Origin of the sequence: Bacillus sp. AFS088145, from assembly GCF_002564465.1 — a bacterium.
Taxonomy (GTDB): Bacteria; Bacillota; Bacilli; order Bacillales; family Bacillaceae_G; genus Gottfriedia.
Genome location: NZ_NUUX01000008.1, coordinates 221,389 through 247,286 on the forward strand (window position 1 = coordinate 221,389; position 25,898 = coordinate 247,286).

The following is a 25,898-nucleotide window of genomic DNA, read 5'->3' on the forward strand; positions in this document are numbered from 1 at the left end:
ATTTCAAACTTGTTCGTGCAAGTTCATTTACGTATTTTCTCTAATACATTTACTAGTTTTTTTGCAGCATCTGGTACACCCATTTTTAATGATGCATTTTTCATCTCTTCAAGTTTAATAGGATTTAGTAATACTTTTTCAATTTCAGTTACTAAATATTCACTATTGAAATTTTTTTCCAATATAACAATTGCCGCACCATTTTTCTCGAGTGATCTAGCATTAACTTCTTGATGATTATTCGTTACATATGGGCTTGGTATTAGAATACTAGGTTTTCCTAATGCAGTTAATTCTGCTAATGTAGTTGCCCCCGCTCTTGATACGACTAAATCCACTTCTCTTAATATTTCAGGCATATTATGTAAAAATGGCTTAACCACTACATTTTCTGGGTTACCTACTTTATTTATTTCCTCAATGACAGAATCGTAATGTACTTCGCCTGTTACATAAATCATTTGGTAATCTTTTTCACCTAATTGATTGACACTTTTTAAAAATGCTTGATGAATCGGTCTTGCTCCCCTCGAACCACCAACAATTAGCACTGTGCGTTTACCTGATTTTAGTCCTAATGTTTCTAAAACTGCTGGATTTGATTTTCCAAGTACTTCAGAAGCCCTCGGGTTTCCAGTAAACACTACTTTCTCTTTATTAAAATAGTCAGCAACCTCTTCAAAACAAATTGCAACTTTTGTTACATATCGATTTAAAAACTTATTTGTTAGTCCAGGTATACTATTTTGCTCATGTATAACTGTCGGAATCCCTAGTTTTGCTGCTGCGTAAACAACAGGACCACAAACATATCCACCAGTTCCAACGACTACATCTGGCTTAAATTCACGAATTATTTTCTTACTATCTGATACACCCTTTAAGAATCGATAGACTGTTTTAAAATTCTCTAATGATATGCTTCTCTTGAACCCTGTAATAACAATAGATTTAAAAGGTATGTTTGCTTTAGATACAATCCCTTTTTCTAATCCATTTTCTGTACCAACATATAAACATTCTACATTGGAATCTTGTTTTTTTAACTCTTTAATTAGCGCAAGTGCTGGATAAATATGACCACCAGTACCCCCACCACTAACTAAAATTTTCATAAAGATCCTCCTAAATTACAATACATAAATAACTTTAAGCAGTTTAAGTAGTTATTATACCAATTTTATCACTATCATTCTAATTGTTTTTTCTATAAAAATAAAGAAAACGTACTAATTGTAAAGTAAATAGCCAAGAACACATTGCGTTACTACATAAAAAGGACCGACTCATTTTTGAAAAATTCAAGTACAAAATGTACTTGTTTCAATTTGAGTCGGTCCTTTTATGTACGCGCATGTCTACTAATATTTAATAATACACCTACGGCTAATAGCATTAATGTTAGAGATGAACCACCATAGCTTAAAAATGGTAATGTAATCCCTGTAACAGGCATTAAGCCTATTACAACGCCTATATTAATCATTACTTGTATTGCAATCATTGAGACAATTCCTACTGCTAAAAAAGTACCGAATAAATCAGGTGCACTTAAAGCAATTCGGATCCCTCTCCAAAGTAATAAAGAGAATAATAAGATGACAAACGTTCCGCCAATAAATCCTAATTCTTCTGATAAAATAGCAAAGATAAAATCAGTTTGTGGTTCTGGCAAATACATAAACTTTTGTCTACTTTGTCCCAACCCTAAACCAAATAATCCACCAGGACCAATTGCGTATAGCGATTGAATAATTTGGAATCCAGTTCCTAATGGATCAGACCATGGATCTAGAAATGATGTAATCCTTTTTATTCGATATGGAGCAGAAGCTATTAGGCCAACAAATCCTGCAACCCCAACAATCCCCAATCCCATAAAATGAGAAATTCTTGCTCCAGCTACGAATATGATGATTACACAAGTACCTACCATTACTGTACCTGTTCCTAAATCAGGTTGAAGCATAATTAAACCAAACGCCAAAAACACAAGACCTAATGTTGGTACAAGACCCTTTTTAAAAGACGTAATATTTTTCTGATTATCTGCTAAGTATTTTGATAGAAATACCATCATTCCAAGTTTCATAAACTCAGAGGGCTGGATCGAGAATGCACCGATTCCAATCCAACTTCGTGCACCACCTCGTACTAGACCAACTCCTGGTACAAGTACAAGTACCAACAAGATAAAACAAGCGATTAATATTTTTTTTGCATGAGTTTTGAAAAGCCAATAGTCAATATTTGAAACAACAAACATTCCAACTACTCCAACCCCAGCAAATAATAATTGCCGTTTAGCAAAAAAGAACGAATCATGAAACTTATAAGATGCCCATATTGCACTAGCACTGTAAACCATAATCATACCTACTGTTAATAATGATAGCGTAACGAGAACAAGAATCATGTCAGGACTATTTTTCTTTGTTGGCACTTAAATACACCTCAACTTTTGAATTAAACAAGCCTTACATTAACTTATGCACTGCTTGTATAAATTTATTACCACGTTCTTCAAAAGTCTTAAATTGATCCCAGCTTGCACAAGCAGGTGACAATAAAATAATATCTCCAACTTCTGAATGAGCGAATGCTTCATTTACAGCATCTTCAACATTATCTACCGATTTTACTGCTTTCATTCCTGCTTTTTCTGCTGATTCAATTAATTTTTCTGCTGTTTGACCATAAGTGACCATTTTTTTTACATTTTTAAAATAAGGAATTAAATCGTCAAAACCATTGCCTCGATCTAATCCACCAGCTATTAAAATGACTGGTTTTTGAAAAGAAGAAATTGCTTTTTGTGTTGCTAAAATATTAGTAGCTTTTGAATCATTATAAAACTTTCTCTTATTTATTTCTGTAACAAACTGAAGTCGGTGCTCTACACCTGTGAAAGTTGTTAATACCTTTACAATCGCATCGTTTTCAACATCAAGTAGTTTAGAAATTGCTACTGCTGCTAATATATTTTCTAAATTATGTTTACCTGGTAAGACAATTTTTTCAACTTCAATCACTTTTTTCTCTTTAAAATAAACAAAGCCATTTTGAACATATGCACCATCTTGCATAATTTTAGTTGTAGAGAATGGAATAATTTTCGCTCTAATTTGAGAAGCCATTGCCATTACATTCTCATCATCAAAATTAACGACAGCAAAATCATTTTCTGTTTGATTTTTAAATATATTGGCTTTTGCCTTAATATACTCATCTTTTGTACCATGATAGTCTAAATGAGCTTCGAAAATATTTGTGATTAATGAAATTTTTGGTCGGAAACTTTCGATTCCCATCAATTGAAATGAAGAAAGTTCAGTTACAATAATATTATCTTCATTTGCATTTTCAGCAACTTCACATGCAACAGTACCAATATTTCCTGCAACAAGTGGTTTTTTATTGCCTTCTTGTAACATATTTAATGCTAAAGTTGTCGTTGTCGTTTTCCCATTTGAGCCTGTAATTCCGATAAAAGGTGCTTCACTTATTAAATATGCAAGCTCTATTTCCGTATAGACCGGAATACTACGCTTTACAGCTTCTATTAATAATGGATTCGTATATGGAATTCCTGGATTTTTGACGATACAAAATGGTTGATTATCTAATAATGATAGTGGATGCTCACCACAAACTACGTTAAAACCTTCACTTTTTAGCTTTTGTGCGATTTCATTTTGTTCAAAAGGAGTTCGATCATTAACAGTTACAGTCGCACCTAATTTTTTTAATAATCTACTAGCTGCATAACCGCTCTTTGCCATTCCTAATACTAATACATTTTTATTTTGAAAATTCGATATGTTATTCAATTACATCCACACCTCAATATAGATTCCTAATAATGCAAAAAGTAATCCTACAAACCAAAATGTTACAACTACACGCCATTCTGACCATCCAGATAATTCATAATGATGGTGCAGAGGACTCATTTTAAATACCCTTTTACCAGTTGCTTTAAATGATGCAACTTGAATCATTACTGATAGTGTTTCAATTACAAAAATACCACCAATAATAACAAGTAAAATTTCTAAGTGTGTAACGATTGCAATTGCAGCAAGCGCCCCACCTAAAGCTAATGAGCCCGTATCTCCCATAAATACCTTTGCAGGGTGTGCATTAAATACTAAGAAACCTAATACAGCTCCTACAACTGCTATTGAAAATATTGCCACATCCAACTGGTGCTGGTTATAAGCAAGTACTGCATATGCACCAAATGCGATTGCTGCTGTACCTGATACAAGTCCATCTAATCCATCTGTTAAATTTACAGCGTTTGAAGTACCAACTAGCATAAAGATAATTAATAATACATAGATAAAGCCTAAATCAAATGAATAATGTGTCCCTGGTATCGAAATAGATGTAGAGATTCCCATAGCACGTATTGCAAAAAAGACAATGATTGACACAATAACTTGGCAAATGAATTTTTGTTTAGATGTTAGTCCTAGGTTTCTTTTTTTAACAACCTTAATATAGTCATCTAAAAATCCAATTACTCCAAAACAAATTGTGACAAATAATAATACATATGTACGTGTTGATAAAACATCAAAATACATAGAAATTAAAAGTGCAGATAAACTTAAAGAAATTAATATGATAATCCCACCCATTGTTGGGGTTCCTGATTTCTTTTTATGAGATTGTGGACCTTCGTCTCGAATACTCTGTCCAAATTTAAGTTTTCTTAAGTACGGTATAAAAATAGGCGATAAAATGACTGCAATGATAAATGCTGAAATCATAGCAACTAAAATTGACGGTTCTAGCATTATACGCCCTCCTTTCTAAGTTCTCTTCTTTGTTGTTTACTTAATAGTTTAATTCTTTTATAAAGAATTATGAAATCAATTTTTCACATTACAAAGAAGAGGATACTATCCTCTTCTTTGCAAAATAGCTTCTTTAGCTTCTTCAACATCATCAAAATGTGAAACATTTGTTCCTACAATCTGATATGTCTCATGACCTTTACCTGCAATAACAATAATATCATGTTTTTTTGCATTTTGAATCGCAAATGTTATAGCTTTTTTACGATCTTCTATTACCGTAATATTATTATGCTCTAATCCGCGTTTCATGTCTTCTAAAATTAAAGTAGGGTCTTCTGTTCTTGGGTTATCCGATGTAAAGATCGCTTTTGTTGAAAGATCCGCTGCAATCTTACCCATAAGTGGTCGTTTTGTTCGATCACGATCTCCACCACAACCAACAACAGTAAAAATATCATTTTTTGCAAATTGCTTAACAGTATTTAATACATTTTCTAAACTATCTGGTGTATGTGCATAGTCTACAATAATTGTAAAATCCTGCCCAGCATTAACGGCTTGGAAACGTCCCGGTACTCCTTCAATCGTCGCGACTGCGTCTAGGATTGTCTCCATTTCTATATTTAATGCGATTCCTGCACCAATTGCCGCTAACACATTATATACATTAAATGTTCCGATTAGATTCATTTCTACAACATATTGTTTATTTAAAAAATGTAATGTGAATCTAGTACCCGCATTCGTTAATTCAATTTCATCAGCAAACAAGTCAGCTTCTTGACTTAAACCATAAGTTATTAGATTTGCTTGTGTAAACTTCATATATTCTTCAGAAGCAGCATCATCATTATTTAGGATTGCAAATTTAGGTTTTTGCGTTGAGAAGCTATTACCTAATTGAGAGAATAATAAACCTTTAGCTTTTTTATATTCTTCCATCGTTCCATGATAATCTAAATGATCTTGTGATAGATTTGTAAAAACAGCTATATCATATTCACAGCCATGAACACGCCCTAAGTGTAATGCATGTGAAGAAACTTCCATAACTGCAGTATCCACATTTGCGTCAACCATTTTTGCAAACATTGATTGTAAAGTTAAGCTATCAGGAGTTGTATTTTTTGTTTCAAAAATCTCTTCTCCTATTTTCATACCAATTGTGCCGATGACACCTGTTTTTTTCTTATTGTGTTTAACAATCTCTTCAATAATATATGAAGTAGTGGTCTTACCATTCGTACCAGTAATACCAACTAGGTTTAGTTTGTGTGTTGGGTTTTCATAAAAGGCATTACCAACAACAGCCATCGAACGATTTGTGTCTTTCACATAAGCTACTGGAACATTCGATTCAATTGGTTTTTGTGCAAGGATCGCTACTGCGCCTTTTTCAATCGCTTGATTTACGTACTTGTGGCCATCCACTGTATATCCTTCAATACAGATGAATAAATAACCTGGTTTTACATTTCTTGAATCCATTTCAACCCCAGTGATTTCCGGATTTTCAGATGGAAGATTCACTAAAGGCTTTAATCTTGATAGTAAAGTATGAAGTTTCATAGTAATTCCTTTCGTATACACTAAATCATTTTTTATCTTTAGTTTTAGATTTAGTTTCTTCTTTCGTTCCTAAATAAATTCTTATTTTAGAACCTTCTTTTAGTTTAACACCTGCTTTTGGTGCTTGGTCAACGACAATATTTCCACTGCCACTATATTCAATAGTAAAAGTATCTAGCAAAGGTTGCAAATCTTTTTTCTCCAAACCAATTAAATTTGGCACTTCATATGTTGGTGTATCACCGTATACGAATTTTTTTGGGATTTGATTTTTTCTAGGTGGTACGCCTAAAACTTGCATACTATCACGAATAATATTCCCTACGATTGGAGCAGCTACAACTCCCCCAAATTGTACAGTGCCTTTTGGATTATCAACTGCAATATAAACTACTATTTGAGGATCGTCAGCCGGTGCAAACCCTACGAACGAAACAATAAAGCTACTATCATCGTATCGCCCATCTTTTACTTTTTGCGCTGTTCCAGTTTTACCACCAACACGATACCCTTCCACAAATGCACCTTTACCAGTACCTTGTGCAACAACACTTTCTAGAGCTAATCGTACCTTTTTAGATGTATCTGGAGAAATAACTCGTCTTTTTGAAATTGGTGTTTTTCGACTTACTACTTCGTTTGTAACCGGATCTACAAACTCTTTAGCTATATAAGGTTGGTAAAGAATTCCTCCATTAATAGCAGCTGAAACTGCTGCAACTTGCTGAATTGGTGTTACTGATACACCTTGACCAAAAGCAGTTGTTGCTGCTTCAACTGGACCGACTCGATCCATGCTGAATAAAATCCCTGAACCTTCACCTTGTAAATCAATTCCTGTTTTTTTGCCGAAACCAAAATTACGAATATATTTAAATAAACGATCTTCTCCTAAGCGATTACCTAATTCTACAAATCCTGGGTTACATGAATTTTGAACTACTTCTAAGAATGTCTGAGAGCCATGTCCACCTCTTTTATGACAACGCAAACGAGCTCCAGCTACTTCAGCAGCCCCATCATCATAAAAATGGTCTTTATTCAAATCTACTAATCCCTCATTTAATGCAGCTGCTAGTGTAATAATCTTAAACGTTGAACCTGGCTCATAATTTGACCAAACAGGTAAATTTCGATTATATACTTCAGGCGAAACATTTTTAAAATTAGTAGGATTGAAGCTTGGACGACTGCTCATTGCAAGTATTTCTCCCGTATTTGGATTCATCGCAATTCCAATCATTGAATCAGGATTATATTGAGCAGTTGCATTATTCATTTCACGTTCAAGAATTGTTTGTATTCGCGAATCGACAGTTAATTTTAAGTTTAAACCATTAATTGGCGGAATATAGTCATCTGCAATATTCGGCATTCTTTGACCCTTAGCATCTGAATAAAATTGTACACTACCTTTTTCACCACTTAATTGCTTATCATAATAAAGTTCTAATCCGTTTAAACCCTGATTATCGATTCCAGCAAAACCTAAAACATGAGAAAGATAGTCACCAAAAGGATAATATCTTTTAGAATCCTCTGCTATGTATACACCAGCTATGTTAAGATCTCGGATTTGTTTAGCTTTCTCATTTGTAATTTTTATACCTTCTGTTCGAATGTGTTCCATACTAGATCTTTTCGTTAAAATTTTATAAAGTTTTACTTCGGAGATTTTTAAAATTGGGGCAAGTTTTTCAGTCGCTTCCTTAGGATCTTTAATTTGCCTAGGAACGACTAATACAGATGGAGCACTTTTATTAGTAGCAAGAGCAACACCATTACGATCTAAAATTTCACCACGCTTTGGTTCAAATGGAATATCTCGACTCCACGAATTTTTCGCTCGCTCAGTTAAAAGATCACCCATACCGAATTGTACATAACCAAGCCTCGTTGCAATAATAGAAAAAATTAATAAACCACCAATGAATACAAAAAATAATCGTTTTCGAACTGTTACATTAGATACTCGCATCGAAACGAACACTCCTCTACATTATGTTCGTTTCAATATATGCTTGTACCAAATACAATAGACCTTCTAGCTTTTTATTGTCCTAGAATGGTCTATTGTCATTTTTATTTAATTAAACTTATTTCAGCCATTTTACTCTTGTACATCTACTTTTACATCTTTTTCTTCGTCTGTCGCTCCGTTAGGTTTATTTAATTCAATCGTTAAATAGTCATGATCCCGTAGCTCTGAATCTTCTTTAATACTCTGACTTGTAACAAATCCAGATCCCTTTGATGAGATATTTAGCTTGAATAATTTACCTAAACGGTTAACATCCGATTTTGACCAACCAATAATAGATGGCATGGTATTTGTTCCATTTGTCTTAAGATAAATATTAGTACCTCTGACAACTTGAGTTTTTGCCTTAATTGATTGACCAGTAACTTCTAGTCCATTTCCTAATAATACAGGTTTCAATCCCTCAGATATAGCTAAAGATTTTGCTTCATCTAAAGTTAGACCTTTCAAATTCGGAATTTCTATACTTTCTTTATCGATTAATTTGTCTACTTTGGCATTTTCAACAGGCTCAACCTTCATATACTCTAATGCGCCTTTAGTCACTGTTCTAAATATTTCAGAAACACCATCTGAACCGATCTCAGTCGCTTCAAGTTTTGGACGAAGCATCGCTACATAAACGACTAATTTTGGATTATCTGCAGGTGCCATACCGATAAATGAAAAAAGGTTTTGACCACGTCCTTTTAGATATTTCCCGTGATCGTCAACAACTTGGGCAGTACCAGTTTTACCAGCGACAGTATAACCATCAATTGCATAGTTGTGCCCAGTACCATGTGGCGCAGTAATAACCGTTTCTAATAACGCTCTTTCTCTCTTTGCTGTTTCTTCTGATATTGGATTACCAACAACCTGAGATTTATAGTCTTTAATAACTTTATTCGTATCATGAGCGACAATTTTATCTACAATATATGGCTTCATCATTTTTCCATTGTTAGCAATAGCACTTGCAGCTTGGATAATTTGAATTCCAGTTACTGTAGATCCTTGTCCAAAAGCAGTAGTTGTTTTTTCAAGTGGATAATTAAATACTAATTTACCACTTGATTCACCTGGTAGATTAATATTCGTTTTTTGTGTAAATCCAAAGTTTTTATAGTATTGTAAAAAGCGATCTGCACCTAATTTTTCATTAAGTAGTATCGAAATACCAACGTTTGAAGACCTTTGAATCCCTTCGTCAAAAGTAATTGAACCCCATCCGTTCCGATTTACGTCATGGACAGTGCCTCCACCTGGTACTTTATATCGACCTGATTGGAAATATTCATTTCCATTATAAACGCCTTCATTCATTGCAGCACCTAAAGTGAATATTTTCATCGTAGAACCTGCTTCAATTGCATATGAAATCGGGTCATTTGTAAAGTTTGTAATGTCATGAAGATTCGGATTGAAGCTTGGGCGATTACTCATTGCAACAATTTTACCGGTTTTTGGATCAGAAACGATTGCCATAATCTTTTCTGGCTCATATTTTTTTTCAACGCTAGTCATTGCATCTTCTAGTAAACTTTGAATCTTTGTATCTATTGTTAAATACACATCATCGCCATTATGTGGAGGAGTAACCTTCTCATTTTCATATGGTAAAATATTTCCTTTTCGATCACGTAAAAAACTTCTTTTTCCATCTTTTTCGGTTAACTCATTATTCAATGCTTTTTCTAATCCCATTTCTCCAATTAGGTCACCATTATCATTTACATTCGTATACCCTAACGTATGAGAAGCAAATACACCATTTGGATAATATCGCTGCTGTGAAGGAGTAAAAACAATACCAGGTAGCTTTAATTTCTCAATTTGTTCTTTTGTGCTTTGAGAAATATTTCTTCCACCTGGTCCTAATTCAACTTGATATTTGGGTTTACCTAATTTCGCTAAAAGTTCCGATTCATCGATATCTAAAATTGATGATAATTCTCTAGCTGTTTTTTCTTTGTCTACTACATGCCTTTTCACTTTCGAGTTTTTGGAGGCTCTTGGATCTAGAACTGCCGACACGGTATATGCTGTCACCTCTTCCGCAAGTGGAACGCCATGTGAATCATAGATTGTTCCTCTCTTTGCTGGAATTTTTTGAGATGTATTGTAATTTTCATCAGCATAAACTTTTAAATTTTTACCTTCAACTGTGGCTGATAATTGTATATAGCCGAGTCTAGCCACAAGTGATATAAAAAGGAGTAAAGTACCTAGAAAAAACCAACGAATACCATAATTTGTGTATTTATTCTTTTTCTTACTCATATCACAATCTCCTACTTGCTAGTGTCGGTAAACTTTACATTATTACTATCAATATTTAAACCTAACTCTTTTGCTTTTTGCCATATGCGCTCATATGTGCTTAATTCATCAATCTTCATTTTAAGCTCAGAGTTACGCTGTTTTCCATTCGCTATTTCATTTTTCACATTTTGAATTTTTAAATTTGTATCATATATTGCCGCTTGAGTTTTAATGATTTTTGTACCCATAAAGAAGCATGCAAAAATAAATACTAAATAAAGTATTTTCTCAAAAGGTGTAATTTTTGATACTTTCTTTTGTTTTTTCTTGTTAGAAGGTCTTTGTTGTAAATCAGTAACTTGTTTTTGTTGAAGCTTTCTAGCCAAATTTCTCATTATTTTCCCTCCTTATAATTTTTCTGCAACCCTTAATTTTGCAGATCTTGCTCTCTTATTAAATTCGACTTCTTCATCTGTTGGTAAAAGGGGCTTTCTTGTCACTAATTTTAACTTCGGCTTAAACTCATCTGGAATAATTGGTAAACCTGGTGGTAACGGCGGAAGTGAACTAGCTTCTTTAAAAATCGTTTTACAAATACGATCCTCTAATGAATGGAATGTTATTACACTTATTCTTCCTTTTGGCTTTATTAAGGTAATTGCATCTTTTAGAGCTTCTTCAAATACACCTAGTTCATCATTTACAGCTATACGAATTGCTTGGAAAATTCTTTTAGCAGGATGTCCACCTGTTCTTCTTGCTGGTGCAGGTATTGCATCTTTAATGATTTCGACTAACTCAAAAGTTGTTTCAATCGGTTTCTTTGCTCTTAATTCTTCAATCCTTCTTGCAACCTGTTTAGAGAATTTCTCTTCTCCATATCGGAAAAATATTTTCACAAGCTGCTCATAAGGCCAGTCATTTACAACTTCATACGCTGATAATGTTTGCTCTTGATTCATACGCATATCAAGTGGTGCGTCTTGATGAAAACTAAATCCTCGTTCAGCAACGTCTAATTGCGGCGAAGAAACACCTAAGTCAAATAAGATTCCATCTACTTCATAAATGCCTAAATTATGAAGTTCTTCTTTTATATGCTTAAAATTACTTTTTACAATCGTTAATTGATTTTCATATTTATTCAATCGCTCTTTTGCATGTCTAATTGCTGTTTCATCTTGGTCAAAAGCGATTAATCTACCCTTTGATGAAAGTTGAGATAGTAAGTATTCACTATGACCTCCACCGCCAAGTGTACAATCTACATAAATGCCATCTTCCTTAATATCTAAAGAATCAACAGTTTCTTTTAATAAAACCGTAATATGTTCAAACATGATGCTTTCACTACTTTCAATTTGTTAATTTTTACAAGTCAAATCCGATTAAGTTTTCTGCTAACTCACCAAATGACTCTTCTGATTCATTCATATATGTATTCCAAGTTGTTAAATCCCAAATCTCAATTCGATTTGTAACACCAACTACTACACATTCTTTTTCTAATTTTGCATAACTGCGTAAGTTAGGTGTTATATTAATTCTCCCCATCTTATCCATCTCACATTCCATTGCCCCTGAGAAGAAAAAACGGGTAAATGCTCTCGCATCTTTTTTAGTTAGTGGTAGTGTGCGCAGTTTATCTTCAATTACACTCCATTCGGCCAATGAATAGCCAAATAAGCATTGATCCAAACCTCTTGTAACAATGAAGTTTTCACCAAGCTTGTCTCGAAATTTAGAAGGTATAATAAGACGTCCTTTTACATCGATATTATGTTGATATTCACCGATAAACATCCTATTCCCCCACTTTCTAACACAAACTTACCACATTCCCCCACTTCTTACCACCTTTTCTAAAAAATTCTTTAAAAAACAAAAAAATCCTGCTAACAGTGCAGCAGGATTTCATTTTTATTATAAAATTCAGCTTATTTCAATGTTTGTTTCTTATAAAAAACAACTATTTATATTAATAAAGGCAATATTTTGAATATCGGCTTAAATTTTTACAATTTGATGGGCGTAATCCCATGATAGGTTTAAATCACAAAGCTCATGAACAAAATCAAAACCATATTTATTAATATAGTAGAGAATATTTAGTGTTCGTTCCTGTGGTTTCCCATTAGGAGAAATTGAACAGATGATTCGATTCCACTTTTCAATTTGCTCTTCATTTTGCTTTAAAATTGTTTCTTCTATTTTTCGTTCTAAAAGTAGAATTTGTTCTTCTATCTTTACATAATTCTTTATAGAAAAATCCTTTAAGTTAGGTGTTACTTTATTCGTTACATCTTGAAGAGGTTTATGCAATTCTTCTAAAGATTTTTTAGCATGGCTAAACACTTCTTTATAGTCTAGTTTTACTTGGTCTTTAATCCATTTTACTTTCTTCTCTTCTAATGATGTTTTCAGCACATCATTAATATCTAATGAAAAATCTTCTAATGCTGATACAATATTTCTTTCAAAAATAGTAAACATATGTCTTAAAAACACAGGTGGCATTTGAAGGTTAAATAGATTAAAAACGTCCTTTAACTCAGCCCAATAAGCAATTTCACCAGGGCCACCAACAAATGCTAGTGTAGGAAATAAATACTCCTGCATGACTGGTCTAGTAACCACATTATTACTTAATAGGGCTGGCTGTTCATTAGCGATTTTGATCAACTCAAGTTTAGAGAATTGATAATTCTTATTTTTTGTTTGAAAAACATCTTCACTTTCAGAAACTTCAAGTAACTGTCTACCTTCATCACTATGGTAAAAAAGATGAATGCTCTGTTCAGAAATTTGAAGTGTTTCGTGGTACCCTGATTTTATTAATCTGCTTTTCGTATCCTTTAAAACCCCTCTGACGTTCTCTTGCTTTTGAATCATTTCATTAAATAAAGATGATTCCAACTCACGAACATTCGGATCGTCGGCATCAATTAAGACAAGTCCCTCTTTTTTGAACAATTTAAAAATAATTTTCGCAAAAAAATCTACGTAAGTAGTAGATTGCTCAATTATCGAATATAGTTCTTCAAGTAAATCTTTTGAATAATTCGTTTCATCAAAAGTTTTAACGATTTTATCAATCCACTTCTTCATTTCCTGTTGATCTAATTCTGTTTTAGAAGCAGCATGGGAATAAGTCGTTTTTTGATAAAAAGTTTGTTTTTTTACTGTATTGTTCTCAATTGTATGAATATGGTTAATTTCATCTATATCATGGTCTTCACCGGCAATCCAAAACACTGGGACAACTGTTAGACCATGATCCTTTTCATATTTCTTGGCCAATTGAATAATTGAAATAATTTTATGTATAGAATACAATGGGCCAGTTAATAAGCCAGCTTGTTGTCCACCAATTACAACAAATGAATCGTTATTAAGTAATTTTTTCACATTTTCTAATGATTCATTACTTGCATGATGCTTATGATGAAACTTCTCTAGTGCATTAACTAATCCTGTGCGATTATAAGAACGCTCCATTACATTTTTAATTCTATATTCCATTTCTTCCTTTACTAATGGATTTTCACCAAAGAAAGAAGAAATTACTTCATTTCCATTTACAAAATCATTCAGCAATTTATTTTGCCCGTCTAAATGGACTTTGCTAATTTGCATTACGAACTTCCTCTCTCGCTCTTCAATTAAGCATTATACTCAGTTATTTTTAAAACTAAACCAGCCAACACGGTAATACAGTGAAGAATAATAAACAAAATACATGACATTCTCCAAAAACCTTTAAGTAGCTTAGTAAACCGAATATCTCTTTTTGCTTTCCATTGAAGAATAATACTAATAAATAAGATAACCAATAATAAATTAATTAATATCCAACCTGTTGCAGTCGGAAAAATCATTTTTAAAACAAAATAAAATGAACTAATATATAGAATTGTAGATAAATCTAACGTAAAAAGCAAAAGTTTACGCTTGTTATTTTTAAAAAATAATTTTAAAAACATATAGAAAAATATTGTTGAAAAAATCGGAAATTCAATTAATAGTGAAATAAAGAAAATGAAAAATTTTTCCAAAAAGAATTACCCCTTTTTCTTCTCAAGTCCTTTTATACTATTGTACACAAGTTCAATTGTCGGTACATTTATTTTTTTATTAATTGCCAATTTTTTAACAAATCCTAGCATACTTTCAATTTCTGTTTCTCTACCGTGAAATAGATCTCGGTTCATTGATGAGTAGTTTTCTTTCGTTTTCTCACATATTTCTACTAATTTATCCCACTCTTTTTGGTTATTTAAATCTAGGATCGTTGCAACCTCATTAAATAATAATTTACAAATTGGTTTAAAATACTCATTAGTGATTAATTCACCATTTCGAACGTTCAATATGGAAGTTAAAGGGTTAATAACACAATTTATTAAACACTTTTGTTTAAGTATATACTCCCAATCATCTTGGCTTTTAATTGGAAACTCAGCTGTATGTAAACTTGATAAACGATTTAAAGCATCTATTTTCCCTTTTATTTGTCCAATTCGAATTATACCTTTACCAGTATGCGTTATTTCATTAGGAGAAGTTTTTAATGCGCCGTGTTCAACTATACCTATAAAGCAATTTGGAATGGGTAAATTTTTAACGATTTCAATATGAGACATTCCATTTTGAAGAAATAATATATTCTCACCCTCATATTGATTTAACGTGTTAACGATTTGATTTAAATGATATTGCTTAACACAAACAATTAATAGATCGAACGTGTCTATTTTAGGTAATAATTTATTTGCTTTTATACACATTTGTTTCTTTTTTTCATCTACTGAAAGTATAACACCGATGTTATTTATGAGATTTGCCTGTTCTTCTGTTCTCGTAAACAATGTAACATTATGTTTATTTTGATACAAATACGATGCTGTAAGAAGACCGACGGCACCACCACCAATTATGCCTATTTTCATTGATTTCTCCAATCGAAAAATTATTTTTCCACTATTATCTTTTTGATAATAAATTTACACCGAATCTATCTTTTTTTAAATTTAATTGTACGATATAATTATATTTAAAATATTAAAAATTTACATTCTTTTTAAGGGGGAGCTTTTTTGAACATCAAGATAGAACGTTTACAAATAAATTTTAAAACACTTGAACAATTTCAGCAATTTTCCGGTTACGGTTTACAAGAGCTATCAATGCTTGAAGATCTTGAATCAAATTTAATTGATAACGAGTTTCAATCTCCTTTCTATGGTATTTACTTAGGCAAGGCACTTATTGCCAGAATGAGTTTATATACACATAGTGAAAATAATGAAGATTTAATTGAAATTAATAAAATGGAAGTTCTACCTTATTATCAAAAGAATGGGTACGGAAAAGAATTAGTAAATTTCGCTAAATCCTTTAAGAAAACAATTAAAACTATACCAAGAGCAAATTCAAATGAATTTTGGAAAAAACAAGGTTTCATTGAGGCAGATTCTGAATTTGTCATTTGGAAACCTGAAAATAAATAAAGACAAAAAACTCAACACCCCATTAGGAGATGTTGAGTTTTTTCATTTTATTTTACCTTCGTGTCATTTTTAGTACTAATATTTACTATTTTTCGTTTTTGATCTAAAAAATCAAATAAATGTTCATATTCACTTTGAAGCTCATTTAGTTTTTCAACTAATTGTTGTTTTTCAATTTTCAATTGTTCATTTTCTTGTTTATATTTTAATAGCTTTTTTTCTAGAGATTGAATATCTTTAATTCGTCCACTGGCATCAACTTTTAATCTCAAATATTCAAGGAATTTATATACTGACTCAAAGGTTATTTCGGAATGGCCTTTTTCTGTTGTACCCTCTTCGTGAATCTCATTAATAATGATTTCCGAATCATGAGTTGGTTCTTCCTCATTTGAGGGAACAGCCTGTTTTTTACTACTATTTTTTGCTTTTTCAATCTCTTCTTTGTAGAACTTTCTAACAAAAGAATTCCATCGGTAACCGCAAGCAGCAGCTGTCCTTGATAAGTTCTTTGCTACCACTTTAAATGCCATTAATTGAGTTGACCCTTCATTTATCGTTTTTAAAACTACTTCAGCTAAGTAGTTATCTTCATCTTTTGTCCATGCATCCTGGCGATTTGCAACCATTTGCAATCCCCTCCAATTTCTTATGCAATAAGCAGATTTTACTAATTCATATGCACAAAAAAATGAAGGTAGAAGATTACTTTTCCAATTTTTTTGTAAATTGTTCGATATTTTTTATGTGTTCATCTGAAAACCAAAGTGGCATAGCAGAAATAACTTCTTCTTCCATTCTTCTCTTAAGATTTTGCTCAGTCCATTTACGAATAAGTATTTTTTTATTTTGATGATGAATATGTGCTGGAATACTTCTAGCTAAACTAATAAAGCTTTCATTATGTAAACCTGTTAAATCTTTTGATAGTTCATGAATAAAGCCGATCTTCTTAGCTTGAAATGCGGTGTAAATATTTGAGGATGATAGTAATGTAATCCAATCTTGATGACTCATTTTTTCTTGAAGTACGGTCCCTCCACCCCATGAGGTTGGAATTCCCATTCTCCCTTGAATAAATCCTATTTTTGCATTGTGACTCGCGTATCTAAAATCGAATGCACTTGCCAGTTCGCAGCCGCCACCTAAAGCATAACCATTAATAAAACAGATTGTAATTTGTGGTAACATAGCTATTTGATAAATCACATCACACATTTTTAGATTAAAAGATTCCAATCCATTTAAATTATTTTTAAACTTTAAAATTGTGTTTAAATCTCCACCGGTACAAAAATATTTCATACCTTCCCCTGTTAATACAACTAGTTTACTTTGGGATTTCATTCGGATTTCTCGGATAATTTCAGAAAGTTTTTCTACAGTATTTTCATCAATGCAATTCCCGTAATTAGGCCTATTTAAAAATATATAATCTATTTCATCTCTTTGATAAGTAATTACTTCAGACATTGGAATCCCTCTCTCTTTACCTAGTTTCCTATTAGTTTTTATTATACTATACAGAAATTGAAATGGGCAGAGGTAAGAGGAAGCATGATTTTAAAGGAATCGATCATAGACAAAATCCGTTTAAAGGCAAAAGGAAAAGCACATAGTTTCCTATGTGCTCATTCAAAGACTAGCTTATTTGCTAAGTACTTGTTTTCCTTTGTAGTGTCCGCATGATTTACATACGCGGTGTGCTAATGTTAATTCACTACAGTTTGGGCATTCAACCATTCCAGGTACCGCTAATTTAAAATGCGTACGACGCTTTCTTTTTACAGTTTTGGACGTTCTTCTTGCAGGTACTGCCATTGATCCCACCTCCTTAAAGTCAGTGTTTGTTATGAAGCCGGTTATCCGGTACTTCTCAATTATCTTGTTTGTCAAAAAATTTTGCTAAACCAGCAAGTCGAGGGTCAATTTTTTGCTCTACTTCGACATGTTCCCTAACTTCCCAATCTGTTCCTGACGTTGGAGCTGTTTCTTTCCCCTCAACATCCTCTGCAAAAACCTGCATTGGAATCTCGGCTAAGATACATTCCTCAATCACTGGGGTTAAGTCTAACACGTCACCCTCTAGGATGTGAAAATTCTCATCTTCACTTTTCCATTCAGATGTTGTAAAAAATGTTTCTGTTGTGGTAATCGACAAAGGATATTTTACATCAACTAATGTTCTTACACAAGGTAAAATTAAATATCCAGTTATTGTTAAATGAAACGTATAACGGTTCGTTCCAAAATCAACTCGTCCAGTAACTCGAATTGGAGAAACCTCTCGAATATCAGTATTACGTTCCTTTATTTGACTTACATCAATTGTCTCATCTAAATTTAAACCTTTATGTCTTAATTTCTGCAACTGGTGCACTGACCATTTCATAAATAAACCACCTCAAGGCAACAATGAAAATTATATATTCTTTATAATCACTTGTCAATATTTTTTCTTTACACTTCCGAAAAGCGGAGGCGACTGTTCAGCTCCGACAAGCATAAGACGGTTTTCAGCTAAGGTTTGCTCTTTAATCTTAGATGAAAATTGGCTTATGACCTCGAGGAGCTAGGAGCCGGAGCTAGACATCAAACATACTTCTCTAACTGAATTCCCGACAAGCATAACACGATCTTCAGCTAAGATTTGCACTTTAATCTTAGATGAAAATTGGCTTATGACCTCGAGGAGCTATGAGCCGGAACTAGACATCAAACATACTTCTCCAACTGAATTCCCGACAAGCATAACACGATCTTCAGCTAAGATTTGCTCTTTAATCTTAGATGAAAATTGGCTTATGACTCGAGGAGTTAGTAGCCGGAGCTAGACATCTTGTCTGCTTCTTTTTCAGAATATCTCCATTCAGCTAAAAGAAGTGGCGCTCTTTCCACTTCGAAGATTAATGGAATATTACCGAAGAGCTAGCTTGTGGAACTAGACATCATATCTACTTCTTTGACTGAATTCCCGATAACCATAAGACGAAAAATCACTAAAAGCTTTAGACTTGGTTACTAGTTTTCCCCTTAAAACCTTGACCTTGCTTCTTATATGTAACCTATCTAATATATTATTTTCCACAATAAAATTCAATACAATTCACACTAGGTTGCGAATTATTTCTCAAAACTGGTATTCTTATTGTATAAATTCGTGAAATTAGTAAATATTGGAGGTGCATTTCTCTGCGTTCGGTTGGAGTAGTAGTAGAGTATAACCCATTACATAATGGACATGTTTTTCACTTAACTAGTTCTAAAAAAAGTACAAATGCTGATGTTGTTATTGCGGTAATGAGTGGCCAATTTTTACAAAGAGGCGAGCCAGCAGTCGTTCCAAAGCATGTACGAACAAAGTTGGCTTTACAAGCAGGTGCAGATCTTGTTATTGAATTACCTTATAGTTATTCGACTCAACACGCTAGCATCTTTGCCAAAGGAGCTATTTCAATTCTTGATTCTTTAAAATGTGATTATGTTTGTTTTGGAAGTGAAGAAGGTAAAATTGAGACATTTTACGAGTTAATCAAACAAAAGAAGCAGCTTACTTCTTCAATCAATACAAGTATCCGTACTTTTCTTGATGAAGGACTAAGTTATCCCGCTGCATATAGTACTGCTTTACAAATAAATCTTGAATCATCAAAGCTAGATGTATCACTTCCAAATAATATTTTAGGAATACATTATTTAGAAGCTATTGAACATTTTGATAGTCGAATGGAAGGTAGAACGATTCAGCGAATAGCTGCAAATTATCATGATGAAGATACCAATCATCATAGTATCGCTAGCGCTACAGCAATTAGAAAAATTCTAAAAGGTGACAATCAATCGATTTCTAACTTTGTTCCAAGCTTTACTAAAGATTCAATTGAAGAATACATAAACGAGTATGGTGCTCTTCATTCTTGGAATGAATATTTACCATTTTTGAAATATAAATTAATGACTTCAACTAAAGAAGAACTTGAAGAAATTTACGAAGCTGTCGAGGGTTTAGAAAGAAGAGTATTACATTCTGTATTAAACTGTCTTAATTTTGAAGAGTTAATGACATCTATAAAAACAAAGAGATATACTTGGACTCGAATTCAAAGATTGTTAACACATATCTTAACAAATACATCAAAAAAGGAAATGTCAGCAATATTAGAGAAAGATCGCGTTCCTTATATTCGTTTACTTGGAATGAGTTCAATCGGAAAAACTTATTTAAATAGCAAAAAAAAATTAATTGAATTACCAATTTACACGACTATTAATCAGCAAAACCAAAAAGAACTAAGTACTGATTTGAAAGCAACCCATACTTATGCTTCGATGCTTTCATTAGACAATCAACAAAAATTAATAAAAACCGAATATTCATTGTATCCAATTATTTATGATGAAAAAAGTAATCAATTTAGTAGATCTTAAGTAGTTTCAACTAACTATTATAAACTCAAAAATGGCAGGTTTAGGGTTTTCCCCTATATCCTGCCATTTTTATCATGCACCGATTCTAATCAAATTATTTTTTTGTCTTTAATTTTTCAAGATAATTGATTGCTTGGTTATATGTATCAATTGGTATTATTTTCATTTTCAAGTCATGTTTTTTCGCACTTTTTACAGCTTCATTATAATTAGAATTCTTTTTACCGTTCTCATTTGGTGCAAAGAAAATCTCTGCCCCCGAATCAGACGCTGCAATTATTTTTTGAGATATACCACCAATCGGACCAACGACTCCATCTTTATCAATTGTTCCAGTTCCAGCTATTTCATGACCTTTTGCTAAATTTTCGTCTTTTAATTGATCATAAATTTCTAGAGCAAACATCAGTCCCGCTGAAGGTCCACCGATTTCTTCTGAATTTATTTTAACTTTTGGATTTGTAGTTAGATCTAAATTTTCTGCTATAGAAACACCTATTCCAGCACGATTCGGTTCGTCTTTAAAAGCTTCTGTTTTAATATTAAAGTATTTAATTTTCCCATTTCTACTTACTTCTAAATTAAAATTTGTACCAGGTTTTCTACTTTTTACAGTATTAGTAAAATCATTTATCGTACGAATTTCTTTCCCGTCGATTTTAGTGATAATGTCACCTAGCATTAATACGTTATGGGCTGGCATATCCTTTAAAACAGATACGACTACTATTCCATTTTCCGTCACTTTATAAGATTTTTTAGCCTGCTTATATGCGTTTAAAATCGCAGCTTGCTTTGATTCTTCCATATACCTTAATTGGCGGAACTGATAATCTTCATCACTTTCACCTTTTACTTTTATTTCATCTATCTTGTATAGATGGTAATTGTCATTAATTTTCGTACCAATATATGAATAGACATTTGCCTTACCCATTGCTACGGTCGTTAGCATAAATTCACCTTTATCTTTTTTTGCACCTTCAACTTTTACATATGGCCTTAAAGGCTCGGCTAAGCCTGGTTTTGTAACATAGTATGGTAATGGAATGAAATATAAAAGAATTAGCGTAATACCAAGTACTAATAGTACATTAAGAATTCTGATCCTTTTTATCACTATTTTTCTCCTTCCATTGGTCAATCTTTTCAAGAATTTCAGGTATTAATTTTTCTGTAGCTTCTTCACCTATTTTGATAATATTTTCAAGGTCAGTAAAATTTCTAGAATTAACATGGTCTAATTTAGGTCTTATCATAACATTCGAAGCAATTTCTCTATTTCTAACGAGCTCATGCTGCATTATTTCAATACTTTGCATAATCACGTCATAGATCGTCGAAACTTCACCACTAACTTGAATCGGTGAAGCATCTACTCCAATAATAAAATCCGCCCCCATCTCCTTTACAACTGAAACTGGGATACGATCGATGACTCCACCATCAACTAAAAGCCTTCCATTCCATGTTTCTGGTACAAAAATTCCCGGAATTGAAATACTCCCTCGGACTGCAGTAGCAATATCTCCCTTTTGAAATACAATTTTTTCTCCTGTTAATAAATCTGTAGCGATTACCGACACTGGCAAGTCTAATTCTTCGAGCTTTCTACCAAATGAAAGTACTTTTATTAACTCTTTAACCCTGTTCCCAGAAATCAAACCCATTTTTGGAACAACATAGTCAATATAGTATTTAGATTGAAATACTTTTGCAATTTTATATAGACGATCTACATCCGCACCAGCACCGTATAAAACAGCAACTAAAGCACCTATACTACTGCCTGCAATCAGATCTATAGGAATATTATGCTTTTTTAAAACGGAAATTACACCAACATGTGCAAATCCCCGTGCACCTCCTGAACCTAATGCTAAACCAATTTTCGGTTCCAAGTTGTTTCCCCTCCAATTAAACTCTTTGGTCTAAAATTGAACTCTGGCAACGTATATTTAATTGTACAAGTTTTTTTTATACATATATTACTATCTTATTTCCTACTTATTGGTCTTACTACAATTAGACAAAAATCTATATGTTTTTTAAGTTTATCTTTGGAGGTTTATATGTGAAAAGAAATCACTTCATTACCTTACTAATTTTTTTATTACTCATATTTCTTACATCAACAATTATTTTGCATCCAGAGGTAGCATTTAAAGGGTCAATAAGAGGGTTAAATATGTGGTGGGGAATCGTATTTCCTTCGCTCCTTCCTTTTTTCATTTTAAGTGAACTTCTAATTTGCTTTGGGATTGTTCAATTTATTGGTGTATTTTTGGAGCCAGTTATGAGACCTTTATTTAGAGTTCCGGGAGTTGGGGCGTTTGTTTGGGCTATGGGGATGGCATCAGGATTTCCTTCAGGTGCAAAACTTTCTGCAAAATTATATAAAGATGGGGAATTAACAAAATTAGAAGCTGAACGACTTAATTCATTTACAAATTCATCTAATCCATTGTTTATTTTTGTTGCAATATCTGTTGGTTTTTTTCACAACCCAAAAGTTGGGCTCGTACTTGCACTCAGTCATTATTTATCTAACGCTATTGTAGGCCTCATTATGAGGTTTTATGGAAGAAACCAACCTAACTACTCTCGTAAAGAAAGAATTCATTCTAACCGCTTTAAATACGCTTTTAAAGTTATGCATGAAAAAAGATTAAGTGAAAGAAGACCGATTGGAAAAATATTAGGGGACGCAATAGCTTCTTCCGTCCAGACATTATTAATGATTGGTGGATTTATCATCGTTTTTTCTGTACTTAATATGCTTTTAATTGAAATTGGATTTATATCTAATGTTGGAAAAATAATTGCATATTGTTTTTCAAATTTAAATGTTAATCACAATTTATCTACGCCTTTTTTATCTGGCTTATTTGAAATTACTTTAGGATCTAAATTAGTCAGTGAACTAGGCAATAGTACTTTATTGCAGCAAGTGGCTTTAACTAGCTTTATTTTAGGATTTGGTGGTTTTTCAATACAAGCCCAGGTAGCAAGTATTATTTCTGAAGTGAAATTAAGTATTAAACCTTATTTAATCGGTCGTTTATTACAATCTGGAATTGCACCTATTTTAGCAATTATCTTTTGGAAGCCACTCTATCTTAATCAGTTAACTTCTAATGCTACTAATACTTTATCTGTTATAAAGATTTTTACAGAGAAACAGTTAAGCCTCGAATCATTGTTTTCAACAGGTTCTTTTATAACCTTAATTTCTCTTTACATTTATGTAATCATCTTGATTTATAAACTGTATATAAAAAAATTATCTTCTTAAACCTTTTCATAAAAAAAGAAACCTCAGTTTTAAACAAACTTGAGGTTTCTTTTATGTGTTGTCTACTCATTAATAAATTATATATAAATACTTAAGCTTACATTAAACTTGAGGTTTCAAAAATTTTTCTGTTAATGCGCTGTTTACACAATCTGGTACTAAGTCTTTTACATTCCCACCATATTTTGCGACTTCTTTTACAATTGAAGAACTTAGGAATGAATATTGATTATTTGTCATAACAAAAAACGTGTCAATTTCATCTACTAATTTTTTGTTCATTGCTGTAATTTGCATTTCATATTCAAAGTCTGATACTGCTCTTAGGCCTCTTAATATTGCAGAGGCGTTAATTTTTTTCGCATAATCCATTAATAGACCACTAAATGAATCAACTCGTACATTTGGAATTGTACTCGTAGCTTCCGTAATTAATTCTTTTCTTTCTTCTAAAGTAAATAAAGAATTTTTGGCCGAGTTATTTAATACGACAACAATTACCTCATCAAACACTCTTGCTCCACGTTTAATAATATCTAAATGTCCTAATGTTATTGGATCAAAACTTCCAGGACAAACAGCAATACGTTTCATCTTGTACCCCCTAAAAATTACTCCATACAAATATGATACACTGATACGCCACAAATTCCATATTTTTCTGCTTTTGTTCGTACAAATTTCCCTATTTTTTCAGGTAATTCGACATCTGTAGCATGTTCTACTAAAATTGTTCCATCTGATGCAAGTAGATTTTTTTCATCAAAAGTTTCAATTAATGATACGATTTGTTGCTTTTTATAAGGAGGATCTAAAATAATTAAATCAAATTGGATCTCTCTTTTAATAATCGCTTTAACAGCTCTCTCAGCGTCATTTCGATATACTTCAGCACAATCAGTTAGATTACAAGTTGCTAAGTTTTCTTTAATCGTCTTAATCGCCTTCATTTCACGATCTACAATAATCGCTTTTTCAATCCCTCTACTTAAAGCCTCAATTGATAGTCCACCACTACCACCGAATAAATCTAATACAATACCACCTTCAAAGTAAGGTCCAATTATATTAAACATGGCTTCTTTTACTTTATCGGTTGTCGGTCTAGTACTCATACCAGGTACTGCCTTTAAACTTAATCCTTTATTTTTTCCTGACACTACTCTCATTTAATTTACACCTACTATATATTTCAATTTACGAAAATATCCTATCATAATTTCACTAAAACAAAAACATTTCTTTCCATATTCATCTACTAATGTATAAAATCATCCACTTTGGAAATAATTAATTTTAACAACATCTCAGTTGATGTTGTTGCCAACCGCGGAGAAGACTTACGTTTCCCCATAAGTTCTTCCTCCGGTTTCTCCTCTCCCTTTGCCTTCTTTTAAGTGATTACACTTTAATAAGAGGGGCCCTGCAAATGCGGGGTTTTTTTTTATGCTTTTATCCTGTAGAATAAATGTTGCATTTATTACCATACTTTGTTTTTAAATACTCGTAAAGTATTTACGTTTTAAGGGGGAATACTCATGATCCAACGCATGATTGAAATTGGAGAAGGATACTCAGATTTATATGAACTATTTGAAATTGCTAAATCGCAAAAAGATAGAGTTAAATTTTTACTTAAATTAACATCTGAAAATAAAGGCTCAAACTGCTGTTCTTTTGCTGTTATCTTAAGCCCTACTTCTATTGGCGAATTCCAGCCAATATATTATTGTAGAGAAGGAATTACATTAAAAGAAGATTCAGTTACCAAACGTGAAGTGTTGTTTGAAGAATTAGCTACAACTTTAAACAAAGAAATCATCACATTACAAGTTAGACACTCAAGCTCATTTCATGAAAATGATTTATTCCACCAATATATTATCGGAATTTTACGCTTAAATCACTTAATACCTCCAATGAAATAACAAGAGATGGTATTAGAATTTACTATTTTCTAATCTTTCTCATAAAATAAAAGAAGATCAGGGATAGTTTTTTCT

25 protein-coding genes are annotated in these 25,898 nt (G+C 32.5%); 4 read left to right on the top strand and 21 right to left on the bottom strand.

The annotated features are described in order from the left end of the window. Nucleotides 1-23: 23 nt before the first annotated feature. From murG to COI44_RS05740, 13 genes are all read right to left on the bottom strand, one after another. Complete coding sequence (gene murG / locus COI44_RS05680; RefSeq protein ID WP_098427049.1) at nucleotides 24-1,115, bottom strand: undecaprenyldiphospho-muramoylpentapeptide beta-N-acetylglucosaminyltransferase; 1,092 nt, start codon at nucleotides 1,113-1,115, stop codon at nucleotides 24-26. A gap of 227 nt (nucleotides 1,116-1,342) precedes the next feature. Further along, nucleotides 1,343-2,443: a stage V sporulation protein E gene (gene spoVE / locus COI44_RS05685; protein WP_141437779.1), complete on the bottom strand. Its 1,101-nt coding sequence runs from the start codon at nucleotides 2,441-2,443 to the stop codon at nucleotides 1,343-1,345. A gap of 34 nt (nucleotides 2,444-2,477) precedes the next feature. Continuing rightward, nucleotides 2,478-3,830: a UDP-N-acetylmuramoyl-L-alanine--D-glutamate ligase gene (gene murD / locus COI44_RS05690; RefSeq protein WP_098427050.1), complete on the bottom strand. Its 1,353-nt coding sequence runs from the start codon at nucleotides 3,828-3,830 to the stop codon at nucleotides 2,478-2,480. Beyond that, the gene (gene mraY, locus COI44_RS05695) at nucleotides 3,831-4,805 is read right to left on the bottom strand and encodes a phospho-N-acetylmuramoyl-pentapeptide-transferase (protein WP_098427051.1); all 975 of its coding nucleotides are present in this window, start codon (nucleotides 4,803-4,805) and stop codon (nucleotides 3,831-3,833) included. A 105-nt stretch (nucleotides 4,806-4,910) separates the two neighbouring features. Further along, nucleotides 4,911-6,377 carry a UDP-N-acetylmuramoyl-L-alanyl-D-glutamate--2,6-diaminopimelate ligase gene (locus COI44_RS05700; RefSeq protein ID WP_098427052.1) on the bottom strand — a complete coding sequence of 489 codons (1,467 nt, stop codon included), beginning with the start codon at nucleotides 6,375-6,377 and terminating at the stop codon, nucleotides 4,911-4,913. A gap of 25 nt (nucleotides 6,378-6,402) precedes the next feature. Continuing rightward, complete coding sequence (locus COI44_RS05705) at nucleotides 6,403-8,355, bottom strand: stage V sporulation protein D (protein ID WP_098427053.1); 1,953 nt, start codon at nucleotides 8,353-8,355, stop codon at nucleotides 6,403-6,405. Nucleotides 8,356-8,487: 132 nt separating this feature from the next. Continuing rightward, nucleotides 8,488-10,680 (bottom strand): penicillin-binding protein, encoded by a 2,193-nt coding sequence (locus COI44_RS05710; protein WP_098427054.1) that lies wholly within the window; start codon nucleotides 10,678-10,680, stop codon nucleotides 8,488-8,490. An 11-nt stretch (nucleotides 10,681-10,691) separates the two neighbouring features. Next, nucleotides 10,692-11,057, bottom strand: coding sequence for a cell division protein FtsL (ftsL, locus tag COI44_RS05715; protein ID WP_098427055.1), 366 nt, complete (start codon nucleotides 11,055-11,057; stop codon nucleotides 10,692-10,694). 12 nt (nucleotides 11,058-11,069) lie between these two features. Beyond that, complete coding sequence (rsmH, locus tag COI44_RS05720; RefSeq protein ID WP_056471111.1) at nucleotides 11,070-12,002, bottom strand: 16S rRNA (cytosine(1402)-N(4))-methyltransferase RsmH; 933 nt, start codon at nucleotides 12,000-12,002, stop codon at nucleotides 11,070-11,072. A gap of 31 nt (nucleotides 12,003-12,033) precedes the next feature. Then, nucleotides 12,034-12,465, bottom strand: a complete 432-nt coding sequence (gene mraZ, locus COI44_RS05725) for a division/cell wall cluster transcriptional repressor MraZ (RefSeq protein ID WP_098427056.1) — start codon at nucleotides 12,463-12,465, stop codon at nucleotides 12,034-12,036. Nucleotides 12,466-12,669: 204 nt separating this feature from the next. Further along, nucleotides 12,670-14,298 carry a bacillithiol biosynthesis cysteine-adding enzyme BshC gene (gene bshC, locus COI44_RS05730; RefSeq protein WP_098427057.1) on the bottom strand — a complete coding sequence of 543 codons (1,629 nt, stop codon included), beginning with the start codon at nucleotides 14,296-14,298 and terminating at the stop codon, nucleotides 12,670-12,672. A gap of 26 nt (nucleotides 14,299-14,324) precedes the next feature. Next, the gene (locus COI44_RS05735) at nucleotides 14,325-14,717 is read right to left on the bottom strand and encodes a DUF3397 family protein (RefSeq protein WP_098427058.1); all 393 of its coding nucleotides are present in this window, start codon (nucleotides 14,715-14,717) and stop codon (nucleotides 14,325-14,327) included. A 6-nt stretch (nucleotides 14,718-14,723) separates the two neighbouring features. Continuing rightward, a complete protein-coding gene (locus COI44_RS05740; protein ID WP_098427059.1) occupies nucleotides 14,724-15,611 on the bottom strand; it encodes a 2-dehydropantoate 2-reductase in 888 nt (295 codons plus the stop codon). Nucleotides 15,612-15,758: 147 nt separating this feature from the next. On the opposite strand from COI44_RS05740, the gene COI44_RS05745 reads away from it, so the two are divergent. Then, nucleotides 15,759-16,172: a GNAT family N-acetyltransferase gene (locus COI44_RS05745; protein WP_286133936.1), complete on the top strand. Its 414-nt coding sequence runs from the start codon at nucleotides 15,759-15,761 to the stop codon at nucleotides 16,170-16,172. A gap of 47 nt (nucleotides 16,173-16,219) precedes the next feature. On the opposite strand, the gene COI44_RS05750 is transcribed toward COI44_RS05745, so the two are convergent. The 4 genes from COI44_RS05750 to COI44_RS05765 all read right to left on the bottom strand — a co-directional run bounded on the left by COI44_RS05750 (nucleotide 16,220) and on the right by COI44_RS05765 (nucleotide 18,564). Continuing rightward, nucleotides 16,220-16,801 (bottom strand): RsfA family transcriptional regulator, encoded by a 582-nt coding sequence (locus tag COI44_RS05750; RefSeq protein WP_098427060.1) that lies wholly within the window; start codon nucleotides 16,799-16,801, stop codon nucleotides 16,220-16,222. A gap of 76 nt (nucleotides 16,802-16,877) precedes the next feature. Further along, complete coding sequence (locus COI44_RS05755; protein ID WP_098427061.1) at nucleotides 16,878-17,645, bottom strand: enoyl-CoA hydratase/isomerase family protein; 768 nt, start codon at nucleotides 17,643-17,645, stop codon at nucleotides 16,878-16,880. A gap of 174 nt (nucleotides 17,646-17,819) precedes the next feature. Then, nucleotides 17,820-17,993 carry a 50S ribosomal protein L32 gene (rpmF, locus tag COI44_RS05760; protein ID WP_025672195.1) on the bottom strand — a complete coding sequence of 58 codons (174 nt, stop codon included), beginning with the start codon at nucleotides 17,991-17,993 and terminating at the stop codon, nucleotides 17,820-17,822. A 55-nt stretch (nucleotides 17,994-18,048) separates the two neighbouring features. Further along, on the bottom strand, nucleotides 18,049-18,564 hold the full coding sequence (locus COI44_RS05765; RefSeq protein WP_097975625.1) for a YceD family protein: 516 nt from the start codon (nucleotides 18,562-18,564) through the stop codon (nucleotides 18,049-18,051). 800 nt (nucleotides 18,565-19,364) lie between these two features. Here COI44_RS05765 and COI44_RS05770 point away from each other — a divergent pair. Further along, nucleotides 19,365-20,600, top strand: coding sequence for a nucleotidyltransferase (locus tag COI44_RS05770; protein ID WP_286163787.1), 1,236 nt, complete (start codon nucleotides 19,365-19,367; stop codon nucleotides 20,598-20,600). Nucleotides 20,601-20,694: 94 nt separating this feature from the next. On the opposite strand, the gene COI44_RS05775 is transcribed toward COI44_RS05770, so the two are convergent. Together COI44_RS05775 and COI44_RS05780 are read right to left on the bottom strand one after the other, a co-directional pair. After that, nucleotides 20,695-21,720: a SepM family pheromone-processing serine protease gene (locus tag COI44_RS05775; RefSeq protein WP_098427063.1), complete on the bottom strand. Its 1,026-nt coding sequence runs from the start codon at nucleotides 21,718-21,720 to the stop codon at nucleotides 20,695-20,697. Next, entirely contained in the window at nucleotides 21,695-22,501 is an 807-nt protein-coding gene (locus COI44_RS05780) for a patatin-like phospholipase family protein (protein WP_098427064.1), read from the bottom strand. Before COI44_RS05780 ends, COI44_RS05775 begins: the two co-directional genes overlap by 26 nt. Nucleotides 22,502-22,641: 140 nt before the next feature. Between COI44_RS05780 and ylbJ the strand changes: the two genes are divergently transcribed. Further along, nucleotides 22,642-23,895 carry a sporulation integral membrane protein YlbJ gene (gene ylbJ / locus COI44_RS05785; RefSeq protein ID WP_098427065.1) on the top strand — a complete coding sequence of 418 codons (1,254 nt, stop codon included), beginning with the start codon at nucleotides 22,642-22,644 and terminating at the stop codon, nucleotides 23,893-23,895. 102 nt (nucleotides 23,896-23,997) lie between these two features. Here the strand turns inward: ylbJ and coaD are convergent, their stop codons facing one another. After that, nucleotides 23,998-24,489, bottom strand: a complete 492-nt coding sequence (gene coaD, locus COI44_RS05790) for a pantetheine-phosphate adenylyltransferase (RefSeq protein WP_098427066.1) — start codon at nucleotides 24,487-24,489, stop codon at nucleotides 23,998-24,000. 17 nt (nucleotides 24,490-24,506) lie between these two features. Then, nucleotides 24,507-25,064 carry a 16S rRNA (guanine(966)-N(2))-methyltransferase RsmD gene (gene rsmD / locus COI44_RS05795; protein WP_091022079.1) on the bottom strand — a complete coding sequence of 186 codons (558 nt, stop codon included), beginning with the start codon at nucleotides 25,062-25,064 and terminating at the stop codon, nucleotides 24,507-24,509. A 369-nt stretch (nucleotides 25,065-25,433) separates the two neighbouring features. Here rsmD and COI44_RS05800 point away from each other — a divergent pair, with 369 nt between their 5' ends. Further along, nucleotides 25,434-25,823 (top strand): DUF7147 family protein, encoded by a 390-nt coding sequence (locus COI44_RS05800; protein WP_098427067.1) that lies wholly within the window; start codon nucleotides 25,434-25,436, stop codon nucleotides 25,821-25,823. The last annotated feature ends 75 nt before the right edge of the window (nucleotides 25,824-25,898 follow it).